This is a genomic window from Paucibacter soli (assembly GCF_037482845.1).
GTDB classification, from domain to species: Bacteria; Pseudomonadota; Gammaproteobacteria; order Burkholderiales; family Burkholderiaceae_C; genus Paucibacter_B; species Paucibacter_B soli.
Window position 1 is genome coordinate 148378 of the sequence record NZ_JBBHJW010000010.1, and the last position, 21433, is coordinate 169810.

Here is a 21433-nt window from a genome sequence, read left to right on the forward strand (position 1 = left end):
GCTAGGTCAATCCATAAGCGAAACGCAGCAGGCTCAGCGGATGCGCCAGGTGCTTGGCCGGCGTGCCGGCCTGGGCCATGCCCTGGGCGATGTGGTGGCCGGCGAGCGCGCAATCGCTGGCGATATGGTCTGGCGCGTCCTTGGCCATGGCCTTGAAGACCGGCTTGCCTATCTTCATTGCCACCGGATGGGTGGGCGTCTTCACGCCATAGGTGCCGGCATGGCCCGAGCAGCGCTCCACGGTGTTGAGCTGCACGCTCACCGTCTGGCCAATCAGCTTGAACATCTCCTCGGTCTTGCGGCCGATCTTCTGCACCCGGCCATGGCAGGGGATGTGGTAGCTGACCTTGCCCAGCGCGGTCTTGAAATCGGTTTTCAGCAGGCCGTCCTTGTGGCGCGCGATCAGGTACTCGAAGGGGTCCCAGATCGAATCCATCACCAGCTGCACATCGGCCTCCTCAGGGAACATCAGCGGCAGCTCCTGCTTGAACATCAGGGTGCAGCTGGGGATGGCCGAGAGGATGGCATAACCCTCGCGTGCGTAGCGCGCCAGCACCGGGATGTTGGCATTCTTGTGGCGCTCCACGGTCTCCAGATCGCCCAGCTCCAGCTTGGGCATGCCGCAGCATTTCTCCTTCTCGACAAGCACATAAGGGATGTCGTTATGGGCCAGCACCTTGAGCAGGTCGTGGCCGATGCCGGGCTCGTTGTAGTTGATGAAACAGGTCGCGAAGATCGCCACCTTGCCGGGCGTGCGCTCGCCATGCGTGACCGGGCTGGGCGCACTTTTGGCAGCACCCCAGCGGAAGCGCTGGCCGGCCAGCTCGGGCATCCAGGCCTCGGGATGCACGCCCAGCGCCACATCCATGGCCTTGCGCGCCAGCCGGGTCTTGTTGACGGCATTCACCGCCTGCACCACCACCGGGATACCGGCGAACTGGCCGTGCACATCGGTGGAGGCCAGAAAGTGCTCGCCCGCGCCCACCTCGCCCTTGCGGAACTTGATCGCCTTGGCGCGCAGCATGGTGTGCGGGAAGTCGAGGTTCCAGACATGCGGCGGCACATAGGGGCATTTGGTCATGTAGCAGAGGTCGCAGAGATAGCACTGATCCACGACCTTCCAGAAATCCTGCTTGGCCACCCCGTCGAGCTCGCCGGTCTTGCCCTCGTCCACCAAATCGAACAGCGTCGGAAAGCTCTGGCAAAGGCTCACGCAGCGGCGGCAGCCATGGCAGATCTCGAAGATGCGCTCCAGTTCATGCAGGCATTGCTGCTCGTCGTAGAAGGCCGGGTTCTTCCAGTCCAGCGGGTGCCGGGTGGGTGCTTCGAGATTGCCTTCGCGCTTGCTCGTCATGCAGCTGCTCCTGCCATGAAGGGCGGCGCACTGAAAACCGCTTCAGCGCGCCGCCACCGCCTGCTCACATGTCCACCAGGGCGTCCAGGGCCTTCTGGTAGCGGTTGGCATGCGAGCGCTCGGCCTTGGCCAGGGTCTCGAACCAATCGGCGATTTCGTCAAAGCCCTCGCTGCGCGCGGTCTTGGCCATGCCCGGGTACATATCGGTGTACTCGTGCGTCTCGCCGGCCACCGCGGCCTTGAGGTTGTCGCGCGTCGGCCCGATCGGCAGGCCGGTGGCCGGGTCGCCCACGGCCTCCAGAAACTCCAGATGGCCATGCGCATGGCCGGTCTCGCCCTCGGCGGTGGAGCGGAACAGCGCGGCCACATCGTTCTGGCCCTCGATATCCGCCTTGTTCGCGAAGTAGAGGTAGCGTCGGTTCGCCTGCGATTCGCCCGCAAAGGCATCCTTCAGGTTCTGCTCGGTTTTCGATCCTTTCAAGCCCATGTCGCTCTCCGGTGAAGATTGGATGGTTGGTCGGTCGGTCAGCGGCTGCCCGCGAAGCCCGCAAGGCAACACCCAGCAGCACAGGCCGACGCTAACTCAAGCCGGCAGGACCCGCCAATACCAAGAATCAATCCGGCTCATAGCAACGCGCTATACCAGCGCAGGTCCAGCAGCTTGCGCGCCAGCTGGTGGCTGCGCCCCTGCGGGTCGGCCAGATCGTGCAGCGCGGTGAAATGGTTGAGCCCGGGCAGCGTCTCGCAGACCGGCACCGCGCGCTCGCCCCAGGCACGGCGGATGGCGCTGTTCTGCCGCAGGAACTCCTCGCTCTCGGCCCCGCCCACCAGGGCGTAGAGCGGCGCATCGGGGGCCGGGAAATTCACCGGGCTGAGGCGGCGCACGGCATCGGCCGTGAGCTGCAGATCGCGCCGCAGAAAGGGTGTCTGGCGCAATGGCGCCAGATCATGCAGGCCCGAGAGCGAGAGCACGCCCTTGACCAGCTGGCGCGGCAGGTCGCTGGCCACCGCCTTCCAGTCGCAGCAGCTCAGCATCGCAGCCAGATGGCCGCCGGCCGAATGCCCGGCCAGCACGATCTGGTTGGGGTCGCCGCCGAAATCGGCGATGTTGCGCCACACCCAGGCCAGCGCCTGGGTCAGCTGCAAGGGGATGCGCTCCATGCTGACGCCCGGGCACAGGCTGTAGTTGGGCAGCACCACCAGGGCACCCTCATCGGTGAAGGCCGGGGCGATGAAGGAATGATCGGCCTTGTCCAGCGCGCGCCAGTAGCCGCCATGCAGGAACACCAGCACCGGCGCCTTGGCGCTCTCGGTGCGAAACAGGTCCAGGCGCTCGTCGGGGCCGGCGCCATAGGCCAGGTCCAGCTCGCCATGCACCTGCTCGCGCACCAGCCGTGAGGCCTGCTGCCAGCGCTCCAGCAGCACGGCGCTGTCGGTCACGCGGGCACGGTTGTTGTACTGGGCATCGAACCATTCGGGCGACCGGCTGGACATGGGCTCCTCCACTTTCTAGATCTCGGTAGTTTCCCCAGGCCGGGTGGACCGGCGCTACCGCAAAAGCCCTAGGACTGTGGCTATACTTTTATGGCGTTGGGGGGGTAGCTCAGCTGGGAGAGCGCCGCGTTCGCAATGCGGAGGTCGGGAGTTCGATCCTCCTCCTCTCCACCACCATCATCTTTACCGTCGTCGGCACGTCAGCGCTGCCGGCGTGCGCCGGCGACTGTTTCCGCGGGGCTTCGGCAGCCCCTTCTACCGCGTCTCGGCCCCGAACCCGTCGCCTCAGCCGTCGATCGGCACACCGCCGGTCCAGCGGCACATCCAGCCTTCCCACCATTCCTGGTTGAGGGCTCGCATCGCATCATGCCAGGTCATCATCGCCTGCCATTGCGCGGCCTGCAGCATGAGCAGGTCCTGCAGCCAGCTTGCGACATCGGGCAGGCTGTCAGCGGGCGCCAGTAGGCGCGGGCCCGAATCGGTCTTGTTGCTCATGCAGCCCCTTCCAGCGAGTAAAGCGGTGGTCTGGTCAATCTAGGCCGCATTCCCAGGTTCGTGTTGACGCAGCGCAAGCTAGTCGGCAGGCGGCAGGGCCTGCGTCAGCTCGCGCGCCAGCTGCAGCGCCAGTCCGGCGGCCGGCGAGAGGCTGCGGCCGCGCAGCCAGATCGCATGCATGCTGATCGCCAGCGCCGACGTGGCCCCGCCCAGCTGCAGCCGCTTCAGGCCCTTGAACTCGGCCGCCAGCGCGTGCGGCAGCAGCACCAGGGTGTCGCTGTCGCGCGCCAGGCGCGCCAGTGTCATCAGGTCGTCGCATTCCAGCCTGAGCGGCAGCGCCTGCGTGGCGCCCAGGCCGAAGGCTGCGCGCAGCATCTCGCGCAGCGGCGGCGAGGCCGCCACGGTGGCGATGCCTGCCTCCAGCACCATCGCCACCGTGAGTTCGCGCCTGCGCGCCAGCGCATGCCCGGGCCGGCAATAGATGCCGCCATGGATGGGGCCGAGCGCCTCGGTCTGCAGGCGCGCATCGGCCGGCAGCATGCGCGGATCGGCCATGAAGAAGTCGATCTGCTCGGCATGCAGCAGGGCCAGCAGGCTGTCGGCATGGCCGCTGCGCACGCGCGTCACCAGCTGCGGTTGCTCGCGCTGCAAGGCCACCAGCAACGGCGGCACGATGGTGGCGGCCGGCACCGGCCCGGCGCCAAAGCTCAGCTCGCCCAGCATGCCCTCGCGCAGCAAGGCCAGATCGCGGCTGAAGCAGCGCTGCTCGAACAGCAGCTGACGCGCGCGCTCCACCACCACCTTGCCGGCCGCTGTAAGCCGGGCGCCCTTGGGGCCGCGGTCGAACAGGCGCAGGCCCATGCGCGCCTCCAGCGCCTGGATGCTGCGGCTGAAGGCCGCCTGGCTCAGATGCACCTGCTCGGCCGCCAGCACAAAGCGGCCACTATCGGCCAGGGCGATCAGGTGCTTGAGCTGGCGCAGGTCCATTATGTGTGTGGCGCAATGAATGGCGATTCATTATGCATTGGACATCAGCACCGGCCGGCCCCAAGCTGCACCCTCCTTGGCTCAAGCGGGTGTGCACATGGAATTCGACTACATCGTGATCGGCGCCGGTTCGGCCGGCTGTGTGCTGGCGGCAAGACTCAGCGAGGATCCGGCCGTGTCGGTCTGCCTGCTGGAGGCCGGCGGGCGCGACGACAGCGCGCTCATCCACGCGCCCGCGGGTGTGGTGGCCATGGTGCCCACCCGGCTCAACAACTACGCCTACCAGACCCTGCCGCAGCCGGGCCTGAACGGCCGGCGCGGCTATCAGCCGCGCGGCAAGACCCTGGGCGGCTCCAGTTCGATCAACGCGATGCTCTATGTGCGCGGCCACCGCTGGGACTACGACCACTGGGCCGCACTCGGCAACCCCGGCTGGTCCTACGACGAGGTGCTGCCCTACTTCAGGCGCAGCGAGCACAACGAGCAGTTCAGCAACACCTTCCACGGCCAGGGCGGGCCGCTCAATGTCACCTACCCGCGCCACGCCAGCCCGCTCAACCAGATGTTTCTGGACGCGGCGGCCAGCCAGGGTCTGGCCCACAACCCCGACTACAACGGCGCGGAACAGGAAGGCGCCTTCATGTACCAGGTGACGCATAGGAACGGCGAGCGCTGCAGTGCCGCCAAGGCCTACCTGACGCCGCATCTGCAGCGCCCCAATCTGCGCGTGATCACCCATGCCACCACCAACCGTCTGCTGCTGCAGCAGCGGCGCGTGCTGGGCGTGGAATTCTGGCAGGGCGGCGAGCTGCGCCAGCTGAAGGCGCGCCGCGAGGTGATCGTCTCGGCGGGCGCCTTTGGCTCGCCACAGCTGCTGATGCTCTCGGGCATAGGCGCACCCGCGCAGCTGGCCGAGCTGGGGCTGCCGCTCGCCGCCGCCCTGCCCGGCGTGGGCCAGAACCTGCAGGACCACATCGACCATGTGCAGACCTGGCGCTGCGCCTCCAACACCGAGACCTTCGGCGTTTCGCTGCGCGGCGCCGCCAAACTCGCGGCCGCGCTGCTGGCATGGCGCCGCCAGCGCAGCGGCATGATCACCAGCCCCTTCGCCGAAGCCGGCGCCTTCATCCGCTCGCAAGCCGGCCTGCCCGCGCCCGATCTGCAGCTGGTGTTCGTGCTGGGCATCGTCGACGACCATGCGCGCAAGCTCCACCTGGGCCATGGCATGTCCTGTCATGTCGATCTGTTGCGCCCCCACAGCCGCGGCGAGGTGCGCCTGGCCAGCCGCGATGCGCGCGAGGCACCGCTGATCGACCCGCGCTTTCTCAGCGACGAACGCGACCTGCGCACCCTGCTGCGCGGCGTGCAATGGCAGCAGCGCCTGATGCAGGCCAGCGCCTTCGACGCCGTGCGCGGGCGGATGCTCTACCCGGTACGTGCGGACGACGAAGAGGCCCTGATCGCCGACATCCGCAGTCGCGCCGACACCCAGTACCACCCGGTGGGAAGCTGCAAGATGGGCCCCGCAAGCGACCCCACGGCGGTGGTGGACGCCCGCCTGCGCGTGCACGGCGTGGCCGGCCTGCGCGTGGTGGACGCCTCCATCATGCCCACCCTGATCGGCGGCAACACCAATGCGCCCACCATCATGATCGGAGAGAAGGCGGCCGACATGATTCTTGCCGATGCCCGCCGTGCCGCGCCGCGCACCACCGCGGCCCAAGCCATGCCCGCCTGACCAAGCCACCGAGACCACCATGATGATGACGAAGCAGAACTCACCCATCAAACTTGGCCTGCTGACCCTGCTGCTCGCCGGCCTGGCAGCCTGCGGCAAGACCGGCGGCGCGCTCGGCAGCGCCAGCGATGCCGCCGCCAGCATGCAGGCACTCAACGCCCAGCTCGCCAAGGAGCTGCCGCTGGCCGACCCACAGGACTTCGAGGACGCGAAACGCGGCTTCATCGCCCGCCCCGAGGGCAAGATCACGATGGCCGACGGGACCGTGCTGGTGGACTTCGACGCCTTCAAGTTCGTCAGCGGCCCGGCGCCCGACAGCGTCAACGCCAGCCTCTGGCGCCATGCGGTGCTGAACGCGCAGATCGGCCTCTTCAAGGTGCGCGAAGGCATCTACCAGCTGCGCGGCTTCGACATCGCCAACATCACCCTGATCGAGGGCAAGAGCGGCTGGATCGTGGTGGACGCCCTCACCTCCAGGGAGAGCGCCGCCGCCGCCATGGCTTTCGCGCGCCAGCAGCTCGGCAACAAGCCGGTCAGCGCGCTGGTGTTCACGCACAGCCATGCCGACCATTTCGGCGGCGCGCTGGGCATCGTCACGCCCGAGGAAGTGGCGGAGCGCAAGATCCCGGTGGTGGCGCCGGCCGGCTTCATGGAAGAGTCCACCAGCGAGAACGTGATGGTGGGCACGGCGATGGCACGCCGCTCCATCTACCAGTTCGGCCGCGACCTGGAGCGCTCGCCCAAGGGCCTGGTGGACACCGGCCTGGGCAAGAACGTGGCCTATGGCAGCATCGGCATCCTGCCGCCCAACCAGCTCATCAGCGCGGCCACGCAAGACCTGACCCTGGACGGCGTGCGTTTCGTGTTCCACAACGTGCCGGGCGCCGAGGCCCCCGCCGAGCTGACCTTTGCGCTGCCCGAGCTGAAGGCCTATGGCGGCGCCGAGAACCTGGCCCAGACCATGCACAACCTGCTGCCGGTGCGCGGCGCCAAGGTGCGCGATGCGCTGCGCTGGTCGCAATACATGCAGCAGGCGCTGGAGCAGGTGGCGGACTCGGGCGCCGAGGTCTATTTCGGCCAGCACAACTGGCCGATCTGGGGCCAGGCGCGCATTGCCCGCTTCATCACCGCGCACCGCGACGTCTACAAGTACACGCATGACCAGACCGTGCGCCTGATCAACGCCGGCCTCACGCCGCGCGAGATCGCCGATCAGATCCAGCTGCCCAAGTCGCTGCAGCAGTATCTCGGCGCGCGCGGTTACTACGGCGACCTGCGCCACAACGCCCGGGCGGTCTACCAGCATTACCTGGGCGCCTACGACGGCAACCCCGCCAACCTCAACCCGCTGCCGCCGGCCGAATCGGCCAAGCGCTATCTGGCCCTGATGGGCGGCGCCGACAAGGCGGTGGCCGCGGCGCAGCAGGCCTTCGACAAGGGCGAATACCGCTGGGCCGCCGAGTTGCTGAACCAGGTCGTGTTCGGCGCGCCCGAGCATATCGGCGCCAAGCAGTTGCTGGCGCGTACCTACGAGCAGCTGGGCTATGCCGCCGAGGCCGCCACCTGGCGCAACAGCTACCTCAGCGCCGCGGCCGAGCTGCGCCAGGGACCGCCGGCCCAGGGGGTGAGCCGCGCGGCCCTGATCGACATGCTCGCCCAGACGCCCACCGAGCGCTTCCTCGAAGCCATGGCCGCCGGCCTCAACGGCCCCAAGGCCGAGGGCGTGGACCTGAAGGTGAACCTGGTGCTCAGCGATGTGGGCGAAAGCTATCTGCTCTGGACCGAGAACGCGGTGCTGCACCACCGCGTGGTGGCAAAACCTGACCCCGAAGCCAACGCCACCCTGACCCTCACCAAGCCCATCTTCATCAAGATGATGGCCGGCACCGCCGGCGTGAAGGACACCCTGCTGAGCGACGATCTGAAGACCAGCGGCAGCCGCATCGACCTGGTGCGTTTCTTTACGCTGATCGACAAGGCGCCGGGGAATTTTGCGATCGTGACGCGCTGAACGCCGCCGGGGGGATCAGCCAAGCGCTGCCGGCGCAGCTCGGCCACCTCGTTCACACGCAGTTCCCGGCCCTCACGCGCGCGACCGATCAGCACGAAGGCGTCAAACTCACCTCGTCGTGCCGCGCCACTGCATGGCCGGCGCGCAGTGCCACGGCCGGAGAGTCGTCGGCGGCCAGCGCTGCGGGTGCGTCGATCGCCAGGGCCCGCTGGCGCAGCCACCGGAATAGTTCCGCTTGAGATCGCGGGCACTGACGGTTTGCCTTCGCGGACCAGTTGCCGCCAGCGGTGAGCGACGTTTGCATTGATGTCTTGGGCCATGGAAACCTTCGCTACGGCGGTTCCCAGCCCGTCGCATTCGGCAAGCACCTGCGCCTTCAGCGTCTCGTCACACGCCCGCCGCCTTGCGGCCCTGGCGCTTGCAATCGTGTCCAGCCGTGACTACGTATGCACGACCCGTCCAGTCGCGATGGATCAATTCAAGACGGGAGCCCGGACGCATGCCTTGGAGTGACTGCAATGCAGCGGCCATCGGAGGCAGCTTCCACATGTTTGCAGGGCTGCCCGTAAGTTACGCTCAAGACAACTTCACATACGAGCGTTGTGCACGCACAGCTCACCTGTACCGATGCCCAAAGCCACCGAACCAAAGAGATCGGCGCTGTTCATCTCGCGTGCCACGCCGGAGGACAACCACTTTGTGCGGTGGCTCGGGGCCAACGACCGCTCACCGGTCACCATCAGGTTTGCAGACGCTATAGGCGACGTCCTTGTCGCCGCACCGCAGAGCAAGGAGCCAATGCTTCCCTTCAAGTTCTATATCTGAGGAGGTACGTTGCCGGCGGCAACCCCTCTCCTTATTCCGCCGTCAGTAGGCTATCGAGTGCCCGACCTCAGGGGTGTAGCGACCTTGGTGCCGCTGTGCAGCGAATGGCCGCTCATGACCGAAGCAGTCTGTCGGGCCGTCGCACGCGAGTAGCTTGGTTCAGCCTCGACAGCTCGCCCGCGAGCTTTGCCTCAGCCCTGCACCGTCGACATGGACATGGCGCAAGCGCTGCGCGCGCAAGGCTGCGCCAACCGCACCGCGCCGCGCAGGCGGGCCTGCGGCCGCTTCGCCGTGAACGGCGCGATCAGCCCTTGGCGTACCAGGCCTTGACGCCGGCGTGCTCGCGCACCGCCGTGTAGATGGCCATCAGCTTCGGATAGGCGTCGAAGATGGTGGCCGGGATGTGATCGACGGCGCCGCCGATGAACCAGCGCACGGCCATGTGCAGTTTCAGGTCGACCACCTGCAGCTTGTCGCCGCCGAAGAAGGGCTGGCCGCCCACGATGTTCTTCTCGGCGGCCGCGGCCCAGGCCGGCAGGTAGCTGGCGGCGAGTTGCTCACGCACGCGCTTCTTCTCGTCGGCATCCATGCGGATCGTGGGGCCGACGACCGCGCGCAGGTCTTCCACATGCTGCATCATGCCCTCGTGCCGTGCGGCCTCGAAATCGTCGGCGGGATGCAGGCCGTGACGGCGACCGATCAGCACCAGGATGGGGTTGGTGTGGGCCAGCGGCGCATGGCCAGGCAGTTCCAGGAAGGGCATGCTGCCGTAAGGCGTGCTCGGCTTCAGGGCCGGCCAATCGGGGCCCTTGACGCGCACATCCTCGAAATCGACGCCGGCCAGGTGCAGGGCCAGACGGCATTCCTCGCCGCGGCTGACCGGGGCATCGAAATAGGTGAGTTTGGGTTTGGCAGGGGTGTTCATGGCCGAAGGCTAGCACGCTGCCACGCACGGCAACATCGACTATGCGCCAGGCCACCGGTGTATCCCGCCCTCCACCACCCCATCCGCCAACGGCCGCGCCTGCTCGGCCGCGGTGTCCACGCCCAGCGCCAGCGGCGGTCTTCGCTCGCAGTCTGCGCGGGTCGGCCGGCCGCTCGCACAGCCCGTCCAAGCGGCTTCCGAGCATCACCTCCAGCCAGCCTGGTCAGGTTCCAGACAGGCGACCGCGGCGATAAGGAGCGCATGTTGATGATGAAAGATGCGCCTCGCTCCGACCTCAAGACCCGCTTGAAGCTGCGCCTCGGTGGCTGGTTGCATCCGCGCGCCACGCGCCGCTGGCACGACTTCCTGGCGCGCCATGCCTGCCTGCAGGCGCAGCTGCAGCGCCATCCGGTGCTGGCGCACAAGATCTACCGCCCCTACCTCTGCACCGGGCTGGGCTGCGCCGCGCGCGTGCGCGTGCTCAGCGAGCATTACGGCTTCATGCACGCGCGCGGCCTGCTGGCCTGGAGCTGCGCCGCCGCCGAGCGGCCGCATTGCCTGGGCCAGCTGCCGCTGAAGGACGGCGGCATCGCCACGCTGATGCTGAGCGCCATCCACGATGGCCACCGCGAGGGCGAGCTTTGCCTGGCCCTGAACCTGGACGGCCAGCGCCTGTATTCGCTGTCATTCCTGATCCGAGACGACGCCCAAGGGCCAGTGCTGATGGTGGGGCGCCTGCAGGGCCCCGCCGGTGCCGAGGCCCGCGAGCGGGTGCGCGAGGCCACGCGCCAGCTGCACGCCTGCCGGCCCACCAGCCTGCTCATCACGGTAGTGCGCCACATCGCCCACCTGTTTTGTTGCACGGGCGTGCAGTTGGTCAGCAACCGGCACCGCATCGCGCTGAATCCGTGGCGGCGCTGGCACATCAGCTCCGACTACGACCAGCTCTGGACCGAGCTGGGTGCCCTGCCCGGCCGCGATGGCGACTATCGGCTCGACTGCCTGCGCGAGCCCGGCATCGACCTGGCGAGCCTGCCATCCAAGAAGCGCGCCGAGGCGCGCCGCCGCGAGGCCCTGCTTCGCGCCGCCTGCGCCGGCGTGGCGGCCAGCCTGCAGGCGGCCGGCGGCACCGGGCTCCAAGCGATGCCGAGCTACCCCTTGGCAGCCTGATCCGGCAGCGCCGGTGGAAACACCAGGCAGGCTCTCAGCCCCTGGCCGCCCGGCCCGGGTTCCAGGCTCAGGCCGGCCCCGAGCAGGCTGGCATAGCGCTCCACGATGGCGAGGCCCAGGCCCGTACCCTGGCCCAGCGCCGGCGCCTGGCACAAGGCCTCGCCCTGCGCCCAGCGCTGGCGCACGGCACTGCGCTGGGCCGCGGGTATGCCGGGGCCGTTGTCGACCACGCACAATCGCAGCCCCGCGGGGTCGGGCTGCAGCTCGACGCTGATGCTGCTGGGCCCGCTGGCGGCGCGGCCGTAACGCAGCGCGTTGTCGAGCAGATTGCCGAGCATGCCCTCGATCAGCCCGGCATCGCCCAGCACCTGCTCGCCGCCCTCCAGCCCGCTGGCACCCAGCTCCACGCCGGCCTGGTCGGCACGCGCCAGGTAGCGCAGCAGCAGCTCGCGCACCAGCTCGCCCAGCACCAGGGGCTGCAGGCGCAGCCGGCCGCGCGACTCGTCGGCCAGGGCCAGGGCCAGCAGCTGGTCCACCAGATGGCTGGCGCGGACCGCGCTGGCCAGCACCGCCTGCAACTGCTCGCGCCAACGCTGCGGCTCGCTCTGCGCCAGGCCGTATTCAGCCGCCGCGCGCACGCCCGCCAACGGGGTGCGCAGCTCATGCGCGACATTGCCGGCAAACTCGCGCTGGGCGCGCATACTGGCCTCCACGCGTGCCAGCAAGCCGTCGATCGAATAGCCCAGCTGCTCCAGCTCGCGCGAGGGCGCCTCGGTCTTGAGCTCGGCCGGCAGGGCCGAGAGATCGGAGGGCGGGCGCGCCTGCAGCGCCTGCTGCAGCGCCGCCAGCGGCCGCACATCGCGGCCGATGCGGTGGCGCAGCCAGCCGGCCAGGCCCACCAGCAGCAGCACCTGGGGCGGCAGCGCAAACAGCAGCAGCTCCTTGCGCATGCGCTGGCGCATCACCGTGGTCTGGGCCACCAGCACCCAGGCCGGCTGCGGTGCCTCGCGCCGCAGCACTAGGGTGCGCACCGCACGGCCGCGGTAATCCTGATCCAGGTACTGCAACTCGGGCGGCGCGGCGTCGGCGCGCAGGGCTTCCGGCAGCAGACCCGGGCTGCCCACGATGAGGCGCCCGCCGCCGTCGTGCACGGCGTAGAAAACGCGCTCGCTCTGGTCGTACAGCACCGTGCCGAGGTCCTCAGTGGACATGGCCAGCTGCAGGCCCTGCGCGCCCGCCTCCAGATGGCGGGCCAGCAGCAGGGCATCATCCAGCATCGCACGGTCGAAGGCGCGCTGCGTGAAGTACGAGGCCACCCATAGCGCCAGCAGGCTGCCCAGCGCCCAGGTCAGCAGCAGCGGCCCAAGCACATGGCGCAGCAGGCGGCGACGCAGCGGCGGCTTGTTGCTGCTGCTGCCACCACTGCCGCTCGCCAGTTCGCTCATGCCTCGGGCTCCAGCACATAGCCCAGGCCGCGCAGCGTGCGTATGCCGGCGCCGCTGCCGGCCAGCTTCTTGCGCAGGCGCGAGATGAAGGTCTCCAGCGCATTCGCACCCAGCGCATCGTCAAAGCCCGAGAGCTTGTCGCTGAGCCTGGCCTTGCTGACCACCCGGCCGGGCGGTGTCATCAGCTCGCTCAGCACCTCGAACTCGCGCGCGGGCAGATCCAGCGGCGCATCGGCAAGGAACAGGCGCCGCGCGCGCCGGTCCAGCATCAGGGCGCCGACGCGCACCTGGTCGTCCAGGTCGAGGCGGCGGCGCACCAGGGCGCGCAGGCGCGCCTCCACCTCGGCCAGGTCGAAGGGCTTGCCGAGGTAATCGTCGGCCCCGGCGTCCAGGCCGGCGATGCGCTCGTCGGTGCGGTTGCGCGCGGTCAGCACCAGCACGGGGGTGCGATCGCCGCGCGCGCGTGCCTCGCGCAGGGCCTGCAGGCCGTTGCCGTCGGGCAGGCTGAGGTCCAGCAGCACGGCGTCGAGCTCCTGGATGCGCCACAGAAAGCGCGCCTGCTCGAGCGTGCCGGCCAGGTCCACCAGATGGCCCGCCTCGCTCAGGCTGCGCTGCACGATGGAGCTCAGCGTGGGGTCGTCTTCTACAAGCAAAATGCGCATGGCCGGAACGGTAGCGCATTTCTGCCCTGCCCCGCTTGCAGCAAGCCAGGACGCACATGGACATCGACCCCAAAGACCTTGTTGAAACCGCGCAGCAAGCCGCCGCGCCCACCACGGCCGAGCGCCCCTCGCGCCTGAACGCCGCGGTGGCCATCACGGTGGCGCTGCTGGCCACCTTCATGGGCATCTGCAAGGTCAAGGACGACAACATCGTGCAGGCCATGCAGCAGGCCCAGGCCGACAAGCTGGACCATTGGGCCTATTACCAGGCGCGCAATATCCGCCAGGAGGTGGCCGAGGCCAGCGTGGTGCAACTGGAGCTGGCACAGCTGAGCGCCAAGCCCGAGGCACAGGCCGGCTATGCCAGCGCGCTCGCCAAGTACCGCGCCCTCGCCGCCGACCAGGCCAGGAAGAAGGACGAGCTGCGCGCCCAGGCCGAGCAGGACCAGCGCAACTACGACGCGCTCAACTACCGCGATGATCAGTTCGACCTCAGCGACGCCCTGCTGGCGATTGCGGTGGCGATGCTGGCGGTAACCGCGTTGACGCAAAGTCAGCACCTTTACTGGGCCGCGCTGCTGCCCTCCATCTTTGGTGTGCTGATGGGCCTGGCCGGGCTGGCCGGCTGGGCCCTGCACCCCAGCAGCCTGATCGCCCTCTTGTCCTGACACGCAGCATCGGGCATTTGCCATGAGCTTCCGGCGCTGGCTGAGTGGTTCATGATCATCAAGCGCCTGCAGATCATGCTGAGCGCCATGCTGGAGTAGGTGCTTCCCTAACGCGATAGCCTCCCTGACCGAATCGCCACCGCTTTGACCGGCCGGCGTCGGCAGGGCGTCCTGACGCCGGGACTTCGGCTGGAAATCGCATGCGTCGAGCACACCATGCTCATGGGCCTGTCGAAGTCGCAATCTCCAGCGCTGCGGTCAGCTGGCACTTCTGCCGCCAGGCGTCGGTGCAAAGTGCTGGGCAGCTCGTTCGCCGGGCCGTTGGCGTGGACAATTTGCCTCCTCTTGAACTACGGAGCGTCCATGTCCAACACCGCCTACGCCGACCTCGCGCAGCGTTACCAGCGCATGTACCGCCTGGCCCACTTGCAGTCCATCGCTTCCTGGGACCAACAGAGCTTCATGCCACCCAAGGGCAGCGAGGCACGCGCGGCGGCCATGGCCGAAATGGGCGGCCTGCTGCACGAACTGGCCACCGTGCCCGAGCTCAAGGCCCTGCTGGAGCGTGCCCAGGGCGAGGCGCTGGACGACTTCGAGCGCGCCACGCTGCGCGAGATGACGCGCAGCTGGCGCGCCAGCAATGCCTTGCCGCAGGCCCTGGTGCAGGCGCAAAGCCTGGCAGGCTCGCGCTGCGAGCATGCCTGGCGCAGCCAGCGCACGGCCAATGACTGGGCCGGCTTTGTGCCCATGTTCAAGGACGTCGTCAGGCTCTCACGCGAAGCGGCCGGCCATTTGAGCCAGGCCACCGGCCTGTCCAAATACGACGCACTGCTGGACCAATTCGAGCCCGGCATGCGCAGCGCCGATATCGACCGCGTGTTTGCCGACCTGCGCCAGTGGCTGCCCGGCCTGATCCGCGATGTGCGCGCCAAGCAGGCCGGCGAGACGGTGATCCAGCCCGTGGGGCCCTTCCCGAAGGCGGCGCAACGCGAGCTGGGCCTGGCGGCCATGCACTTGATGGGCTTCGACTTCGAGGCCGGTCGGCTCGACGAGTCGGCCCACCCGTTCTGCGGCGGCGTGCCCGAGGATGTGCGCATGACCACGCGCTACAGCGAAGACGACGCCCTACCCGCGCTGATGGGCGTGATTCACGAAACCGGCCATGGCCGCTACGAGCAGATGCTGCCGCGCGAATGGCTGGGCCTGCCGATTGCCAATCCCCGATCGATGGGTCTGCACGAAAGCCAGTCACTCAGCTTCGAGATGCAGCTGGGCAGCCACCCGGGCTTCGCCGAACAGCTCTCGCCCTTGCTGATCAAATACCTGGGCGCACAAGCCGCCTGGGCGCCCGACAACCTGCACAAGCTGCTCACGCGCGTGAAGCCGGGCTTCATCCGCGTGGACGCCGACGAGGTTAGCTACCCCTGCCATGTGATCCTGCGCTACGAGATCGAACACGCGCTGATCGAGGGCGAGATCGAGTGCGAGGACATCCCCGCGCTGTGGGACGCCAAGATGCAGGAGCTGCTGGGCGTCGACACGCGCGGCAACTACCGCGACGGCTGCATGCAGGACGTGCACTGGTCCGAGGGCCTGTTCGGCTACTTCCCTTGCTACACCCTGGGCGCGATGTATGCGGCGCAGTGGTTTGCCTGCATGCGCCGCGACATCCCCGGGCTGGATGCTGGCATCGCGCGCGGCGAGCTGCAGCCCGTGTTCGACTGGCTCAACGCCAGGGTATGGAGCCAGGGGTCACGCTGGGAAACGCCGGAGCTGGTCAAACGCGCCAGCGGCGAGCTACTGAACCCCGCGTACTTCCAGGCCCATCTGCGCGCCCGCTACCTGGGCTGAGGGCGCGGTGCCCGCGCTCAGGGAGTCAGAGCCACACTGCCCGGGGTTTTGATGCCCATGGTCGCGAGCGTGTCGGCGATGGCGGCCACCGCACCGGGGCTGCCTGCCTCGCCGAAGTGGCCGATGCTGCCGCCCCGGAAGGCTTCGATCTGCGTCGCTAGCTAAGCACAAGGTCAAAAGCTGTCTTCAGCTCGCTCAGCGCCTCGAACTCGCGCAGGGCATGCAGGCCCTTGCCGACGCGCGGTTTGTGGGTTCCGGCAGTACTGCATCCTGCGGCTGGACCACCTCGCCCTGGCAACGTTGCACGATGGCGCTCAAGATCGGGTCACCTTCAAGCAGCGCAATTCGCACGCCGGTGCGGTAGCGCGCTACCACCACCCCGCGCACAATCGGCCGAGCCCCAGGAGCCCTCTCATGCCGCATCCCTACGCCCAGACCCTTGCCGCCTTCAGCACGCCCGCGGGCAAGCGCGGCCAGTTCTACTCGCTGCCGCTGCTGGCCGAGCAGTTCCCCAATGTCAAGCGCCTGCCGATCTCGCTGCGCATCGTGCTGGAGTCGGTGCTGCGCAACTGCGATGGCCAGCGCGTGCTGCCCGCGCATGTGGCCCAGTTGGCGAACTGGGCGCCGAACGCGCCGCGCAAGGACGAGATCCCCTTCGTGGTGGCGCGCGTGGTGCTGCAGGACTTCACCGGCGTGCCCCTGCTGGCCGACCTGGCGGCGATGCGCAATGTGGCGGCCGCGGCCGGCAAGAACCCCAAGCTCATCGAACCCCTGGTGCCGGTGGACCTGGTGGTGGACCACTCGGTGATGATCGACCATTACGGCAGCAAGCAGGCCCTGGACCTGAACATGAAGCTCGAGTTCGAGCGCAACCGCGAGCGCTATGAGTTCATGAAGTGGGGCATGCAGGCTTTCGAGACCTTCCGCGTGGTGCCGCCGGGCTTCGGCATCGTGCACCAGGTGAACCTGGAATACCTGGCGCGCGGCGTGCACAAGCGCGGTGCCAAGGGCGCCAAGCGCTATTACCCCGACTCGCTGGTGGGCACCGACAGCCACACCACCATGATCAACGGCATTGGCGTGGTGGGCTGGGGCGTGGGCGGCATCGAGGCCGAGGCCGGCATGCTGGGCCAGCCGGTCTATTTCCTGACGCCGGATGTGGTGGGCTTCGAGTTGCGGGGCCGGCTGCGCGAGGGCGTCACCGCCACCGACCTGGTGCTCACCGTCACCGAGTTGCTGCGGCGCGAGAAGGTGGTGGGCAAGTTTGTCGAATTCTTCGGCCCCGGCGCCGCCGGCCTCTCGGTGCCCGACCGCGCCACCATCGCGAACATGGCGCCCGAGTACGGCGCCACCATGGGCTTCTTCCCGGTGGACGAACGCACCCTCGACTATTTCCGCGGCACCGGCCGCACGAAGAGCGAGATCGCCGCGCTGCAGGCCTATTTCCGCGCCCAGCAGATGTTCGGAATTCCGGGCGCCCCGGGCGCAGACCAGGCGCCCGGCGACATTCTCTATTCGCGCATCGTCAGCCTGGACCTTGGCAGCGTCACGCCCTCGCTGGCCGGCCCCAAGCGGCCGCAGGATCGCATCGAAATAACAAGGCTCGCCAGCAAGTTCGCCGAACTCTACAGCCAGGGTGCCGCGGCCAATGGCTTCAACCGCCCGGCCGAGACGCTGAGCGAGCGCGTCAGCACGCCCAGCGGCCTCACGATCGGCAACGGCGATGTGCTGATCGCCGCCATCACCTCCTGCACCAACACCTCCAACCCCAGCGTGCTGCTGGCCGCGGGCCTGCTGGCCAAGAAGGCGGTGCGGGCGGGCCTGCGCGTGGCGCCGCACATCAAGACCTCGCTGGCGCCGGGCTCGCGCATCGTCACCGAATACCTGGAGCGCGCCCGCCTGCTGCCCTATCTGGAAAAGCTGGGCTTCCATGTGGCCGCCTATGGCTGCACCACCTGCATCGGCAATGCCGGCGACCTCACGGCCGAGATCAACGAGGCCATCACCTCCAGGGAACTGATCTGCGCCGCCGTGCTCTCGGGCAACCGCAATTTCGAGGCGCGCATCCACCCCAATCTGAAGGCCAATTTCCTGGCCTCGCCGCCTTTGGTGCTGGCCTATGCGCTGGCCGGCAATGTGCGGGTGGATCTGATGACCCAGCCGGTGGGCAAGGGCAAAAATGGGCGTGACGTTTACCTGGGCGACATCTGGCCCAGCAGCGATGAAATCAATGCGCTGATGAAGCATGCCATGGACCCCAAGGCCTTTCGCGCCAACTACGCGCGGGTGGCCAGCAGGCCCGGCCGCTTGTGGCGCAGGATCAGCGGCGTCGAAGGTCAGGTCTACAACTGGCCGGCCAGCAGCTATATCGCCCAGCCGCCCTTCTTCGCCGGCTTCCAGATGGCAGCCAAGGCCGCCGAGGCCAGCGGCACCAGCGTGCGCGGTGCCCGCATCATGGCGCTGTTCGGCGACTCCATCACCACCGACCACATCTCGCCCGCCGGCGCCATCAAGGCCAGCTCGCCCGCGGGCCTGTACCTGCAGGCCCAGGGCATCAAGCCCATGGACTTCAACAGTTATGGCTCACGCCGCGGCCACCATGAGGTGATGATGCGCGGCACCTTTGCCAATGTGCGCATCAAGAACCTGATGCTCCCACCCGCTGCCGACGGCAGCCGCGAGGAAGGTGGCCTGACGCTTTATCAGCCGAGTAGCGGAGATGTTGAAAAGCTCGCCATCTACGACGCCGCGATGCGCTACCAGGCTGCTGGCACGCCCACGGTGATCTTTGCCGGCGAGGAATATGGCACCGGCTCCAGCCGCGACTGGGCCGCCAAGGGCACCCAGCTGCTGGGCATCAAGGTGGTGGTGGCCAGGAGCTTCGAGCGCATCCACCGCGCCAACCTGGTCGGCATGGGGGTGCTGCCGCTGCAGTTCATGCCGGGCGAGAGCTGGGAGACGCTGGGCCTCAAGGGCGACGAGCTGATCGACATCGAGCTGGACGGCGCGCTGGCGCCGCAGCGCCAGGCCCGCCTGGTGGTCCACGGGGGCGGCAAACGCACAGAGCATGCCCTGCTGCTGCGCATCGACACCCCCATCGAGGTCGAGTACTACCGCCATGGCGGCATCCTGCCGTTTGTGCTGCGTACCCTGCTGAAGGAATGAGTCCGCAGGCTCAGCCCGGCAATACCAGCGTCAGCAGCAAGCTGCTGTCCAGCTCCGCCACCACCGCATGCAGCTCGGCGCGGCGCAGCAGCGTCATCTGCCCGGCGCTGAGCGGCAGATGGGTGCCATGCATGTCCAGGCGCACGCGGCCGGCCAGGCAGTGGATGCAGAGTTCGCCGGCCAGCTTGTGCTCATGCAAGTGCTGGCCGGCCGGCAGCAGCAGGTGCAGCAGCTGCAGCTGGTCGGCCTTGATCAGGCTGGTGCTGGGGCTGTCGGGGATGTACTCGGCCAGGGCCTTCAGGTCGATCAGCTGGCCAGGACTGGCATGTTGCAGGGCCATGAGCGTCTCCTTGAATTGCCAAGCCATTGTGGCCCTGTTGGGCCCGGCGCGCGGGCCGCGATTGAGGGGGGCCCCGCGCGCTCAGCCGCGCCGGATCTTGAACACCGCCACCACGCGCACCAACTCCTCGGCCTGCGCCTTCAGGCTGCTGGCGGCGGCGGCCATCTGCTCCACCAGCGCGGCGTTCTGCTGGGTGGCGTGATCCATGTGGTTGACCGCTTCGCCCACCTGCGAGACACCATTGGCCTGCTCGATGCTGGCGGCACTGATCTCGCCCATGATGTCGGTAACGCGCTTGATCGCCGTCACCACCTCCTGCATGGTGCTGCCGGCGCGGTCGACCAGGGCGCTGCCGCGCTCGACGCGCTCGACGCTGGCGCCGATCAGGTTTTTGATCTCCTTGGCGGCGTCGGCCGAGCGGCCCGCCAGCGAACGCACCTCGGAGGCCACCACCGCGAAGCCGCGGCCCTGCTCGCCGGCGCGCGCGGCTTCCACCGCGGCATTCAAGGCGAGGATGTTGGTCTGAAAGGCGATGCCGTCGATCACGCCGATGATGTCGGAAATCCTGCGCGAGGAATCGTTGATCTCCTTCATGGTCTCGACCACCTCGCCCACCACCGCCCCGCCCTGCTCGGCCACCGTGGAGGCGTTCAGCGCCAGCTGGTTGGCCTGGCGCGCGCTGTCGGCGTTTTGCTTCACCGTGGAGCCCAGCTCCTCCATGCTGGAGGCCGTCTGCTCCAGCGAGCTGGCCTGCTGCTCGGTGCGCGCCGAGAGGTCGTGATTGCCCTGGGCGATTTCGGCCGAGGCGGTGGCCACGCCCTCGGAGCCCTGGCGCACATTCGCTACCAGCTTGGCCAGGTTGTCCTGCATGCGTCCCAGCGAGACCAGCAGCGCGCCCACTTCGTCATCTCCCTGGCCATCGATGCTGCTAGAAAGGTCGCCCGAGGCAATGCGTTCTGCCACCAGGCCGGCACGCGCGATCGGCCGCAGGATGCCGTTGGAGAGCCGGATCGCGATCACGATGCCCAGCACCGCGCCCAACGCCAGCACGGTCCAGTTGAGCGTGACGGCGCGCGTCAGCGCGGCCTGCAGCTGGCCGCTGTCGGCAATCTGCAGCGCCACCAGCTTGCCCGCCAGCTGGTCCACCGCATCGCGGTGCGCCTCCGGGCTGGCGCCATGCGAACTCAGCGCCGCCGTCAGCACGCGCTTCTCGGCCTCCGCTTGGATGAGCGTGCCGAGCTTTTTCACCGGCTCGATCTCAAGACCTGGCACCGGCGCCTTGCTGGCCACCGCGATCTTGACCTGGGTGGCCCAGTCGGAGGCGAGCGAGAGCCGGAAGGCGCGCTCGTCCAGCTCGGTGTTGAAGTGCTGGATATTGGCCAGCTGTTGCTGCCCCACGCCGGCCACCACGGCCAGCAGCAGCAGCATCACGCCAAAGCCCAGCATCAATCGGTGTCTGACGCTCAATCGCATGGTTCGGCCCTTCCTCGCGGACGTCAGGACATCCTGACAGCGCCCAGGCTAGCATGCCGCGGCCCACCAGGCCGCACAAAACTGCACGCGGGTTTCAGCGCTTTTCGACGCGTGGCGGCGCCACGTCCAGCAGGCTCTGGCCCTGCTGCGCCAGCAGCTGCTCCAGCGCCGGCAGCAGCGGGCCCAGGCGCTCCTCAATGGCCTCGCGCACGGTGTCCACGAAGACCTGGGTCTGGCGCTCGATCTCGATGTTCAGACCTGACCCCACGGCCTTCTCGCCAAAGGTGGTCATGCGCAGGGTCTCTGGGATCAGCCAGACCTCGAACCAACCGGCCTGGCGGTCTGCTTCCGCCACCGTCAGGCTGGCGCCGTTGATGGCGATATAGCCCTTGGCGAAGATGTAGCGCATCCATTGCGCCGGCACCGCGATGCGCAGCACATGGTTGTTCTCGGGGCGGCGAATCTCGGCGATCTCGCCCATGAAGTCGACATGGCCGGAGAGCGGGTGGCCGCCGATCTCGGCGCCGTCGCGGGCGGCGCGCTCCACGTTCAGCCGGCTGCCCGGCTGCAGGCCGCCCAGGCTGGTGAGCGCCAGGCTTTGCTGCATCACATCGAAGTCGGCGCGCTCCGCGCCCTCGTGCAGGGCGGTGACGGTCAGGCAGACACCGTCGCAGGCGACGCTGGCACCGATCTCCAGGCCGGCACAGAAGCCGGGCGGGAACTGCAGCGTGAAGCTGCGCAGACCGGGCCGGTCGGTGATGGCGGCGACGCTGGCGACGCCCTGGACGATGCCTGTGAACATGGAGCAACTGCCTTGGATAACAAGGCCG

General features: G+C 68.3%; 18 protein-coding genes, 1 tRNA gene and 1 pseudogene. 8 read left to right on the plus strand and 12 right to left on the minus strand.

From position 1 onward, the window contains the following. Window position 1: 1 nt before the first annotated feature. The 3 genes from WG898_RS20200 to WG898_RS20210 form a co-directional block, all read right to left on the minus strand. Complete coding sequence (locus WG898_RS20200) at window positions 2-1354, minus strand: (Fe-S)-binding protein (protein ID WP_339604573.1); 1353 nt, start codon at window positions 1352-1354, stop codon at window positions 2-4. A 64-nt stretch (window positions 1355-1418) separates the two neighbouring features. Further along, window positions 1419-1841, minus strand: a complete 423-nt coding sequence (locus WG898_RS20205; RefSeq protein WP_285232596.1) for a rubrerythrin family protein — start codon at window positions 1839-1841, stop codon at window positions 1419-1421. A 137-nt stretch (window positions 1842-1978) separates the two neighbouring features. Further along, window positions 1979-2848, minus strand: a complete 870-nt coding sequence (locus WG898_RS20210; RefSeq protein WP_339604574.1) for an alpha/beta hydrolase — start codon at window positions 2846-2848, stop codon at window positions 1979-1981. Between the two features lie 98 nt (window positions 2849-2946). Between WG898_RS20210 and WG898_RS20215 the strand changes: the two genes are divergently transcribed. After that, window positions 2947-3022: transfer RNA gene (locus WG898_RS20215), tRNA-Ala, on the plus strand. 111 nt (window positions 3023-3133) lie between these two features. Here WG898_RS20215 and WG898_RS20220 read toward each other — a convergent pair. Together WG898_RS20220 and WG898_RS20225 are read right to left on the minus strand one after the other, a co-directional pair. Continuing rightward, window positions 3134-3343, minus strand: coding sequence for a hypothetical protein (locus WG898_RS20220; protein ID WP_339604575.1), 210 nt, complete (start codon window positions 3341-3343; stop codon window positions 3134-3136). A gap of 78 nt (window positions 3344-3421) precedes the next feature. Further along, on the minus strand, window positions 3422-4330 hold the full coding sequence (locus WG898_RS20225) for a LysR family transcriptional regulator (protein ID WP_339604576.1): 909 nt from the start codon (window positions 4328-4330) through the stop codon (window positions 3422-3424). 97 nt (window positions 4331-4427) lie between these two features. Between WG898_RS20225 and WG898_RS20230 the strand changes: the two genes are divergently transcribed. The 3 genes from WG898_RS20230 (at window position 4428) to WG898_RS20240 (ending at window position 8904) form a co-directional block, all read left to right on the plus strand. Next, complete coding sequence (locus WG898_RS20230) at window positions 4428-6068, plus strand: GMC family oxidoreductase (RefSeq protein ID WP_339604577.1); 1641 nt, start codon at window positions 4428-4430, stop codon at window positions 6066-6068. Window positions 6069-6087: 19 nt separating this feature from the next. Continuing rightward, window positions 6088-8079 (plus strand): alkyl/aryl-sulfatase, encoded by a 1992-nt coding sequence (locus WG898_RS20235; protein ID WP_339604578.1) that lies wholly within the window; start codon window positions 6088-6090, stop codon window positions 8077-8079. Between the two features lie 627 nt (window positions 8080-8706). Beyond that, window positions 8707-8904 carry a hypothetical protein gene (locus WG898_RS20240; protein ID WP_339604579.1) on the plus strand — a complete coding sequence of 66 codons (198 nt, stop codon included), beginning with the start codon at window positions 8707-8709 and terminating at the stop codon, window positions 8902-8904. Window positions 8905-9208: 304 nt separating this feature from the next. Here WG898_RS20240 and WG898_RS20245 read toward each other — a convergent pair whose 3' ends face one another. Continuing rightward, window positions 9209-9829, minus strand: a complete 621-nt coding sequence (locus tag WG898_RS20245) for a glutathione S-transferase family protein (RefSeq protein ID WP_339604580.1) — start codon at window positions 9827-9829, stop codon at window positions 9209-9211. A gap of 261 nt (window positions 9830-10090) precedes the next feature. Here WG898_RS20245 and WG898_RS20250 point away from each other — a divergent pair, with 261 nt between their 5' ends. Further along, window positions 10091-10999 carry a VirK/YbjX family protein gene (locus WG898_RS20250; RefSeq protein WP_339604581.1) on the plus strand — a complete coding sequence of 303 codons (909 nt, stop codon included), beginning with the start codon at window positions 10091-10093 and terminating at the stop codon, window positions 10997-10999. On the opposite strand, the gene WG898_RS20255 is transcribed toward WG898_RS20250, so the two are convergent. Together WG898_RS20255 and WG898_RS20260 are read right to left on the minus strand one after the other, a co-directional pair. Next, window positions 10981-12444 carry a sensor histidine kinase gene (locus tag WG898_RS20255; protein WP_339604582.1) on the minus strand — a complete coding sequence of 488 codons (1464 nt, stop codon included), beginning with the start codon at window positions 12442-12444 and terminating at the stop codon, window positions 10981-10983. The two genes, WG898_RS20250 and WG898_RS20255, sit on opposite strands and share 19 nt — an antisense overlap. Beyond that, a complete protein-coding gene (locus WG898_RS20260; RefSeq protein ID WP_339604583.1) occupies window positions 12441-13106 on the minus strand; it encodes a response regulator transcription factor in 666 nt (221 codons plus the stop codon). Before WG898_RS20260 ends, WG898_RS20255 begins: the two co-directional genes overlap by 4 nt. Window positions 13107-13162: 56 nt before the next feature. Between WG898_RS20260 and WG898_RS20265 the strand changes: the two genes are divergently transcribed. Together WG898_RS20265 and WG898_RS20270 are read left to right on the plus strand one after the other, a co-directional pair. Beyond that, complete coding sequence (locus WG898_RS20265) at window positions 13163-13774, plus strand: DUF4337 domain-containing protein (protein ID WP_339604584.1); 612 nt, start codon at window positions 13163-13165, stop codon at window positions 13772-13774. A gap of 363 nt (window positions 13775-14137) precedes the next feature. After that, the gene (locus WG898_RS20270) at window positions 14138-15625 is read left to right on the plus strand and encodes a carboxypeptidase M32 (protein ID WP_339604585.1); all 1488 of its coding nucleotides are present in this window, start codon (window positions 14138-14140) and stop codon (window positions 15623-15625) included. A gap of 17 nt (window positions 15626-15642) precedes the next feature. Here WG898_RS20270 and WG898_RS20275 read toward each other — a convergent pair. Next, window positions 15643-15780 (minus strand): annotated as a pseudogene (locus WG898_RS20275) (2-aminoethylphosphonate--pyruvate transaminase); the annotation flags it as partial. A gap of 259 nt (window positions 15781-16039) precedes the next feature. Here WG898_RS20275 and acnA point away from each other — a divergent pair. Then, a complete protein-coding gene (gene acnA, locus WG898_RS20280; protein WP_339604586.1) occupies window positions 16040-18790 on the plus strand; it encodes an aconitate hydratase AcnA in 2751 nt (916 codons plus the stop codon). 10 nt (window positions 18791-18800) lie between these two features. Here acnA and WG898_RS20285 read toward each other — a convergent pair whose 3' ends face one another. From WG898_RS20285 to WG898_RS20295, 3 genes are all read right to left on the minus strand, one after another. After that, window positions 18801-19130 carry a cupin domain-containing protein gene (locus WG898_RS20285; RefSeq protein WP_339604587.1) on the minus strand — a complete coding sequence of 110 codons (330 nt, stop codon included), beginning with the start codon at window positions 19128-19130 and terminating at the stop codon, window positions 18801-18803. A gap of 81 nt (window positions 19131-19211) precedes the next feature. Continuing rightward, window positions 19212-20597, minus strand: a complete 1386-nt coding sequence (locus WG898_RS20290; protein WP_444718976.1) for a methyl-accepting chemotaxis protein — start codon at window positions 20595-20597, stop codon at window positions 19212-19214. Window positions 20598-20697: 100 nt separating this feature from the next. Then, window positions 20698-21405, minus strand: a complete 708-nt coding sequence (locus tag WG898_RS20295; protein WP_339604588.1) for a riboflavin synthase subunit alpha — start codon at window positions 21403-21405, stop codon at window positions 20698-20700. Window positions 21406-21433 lie beyond the last annotated feature (28 nt).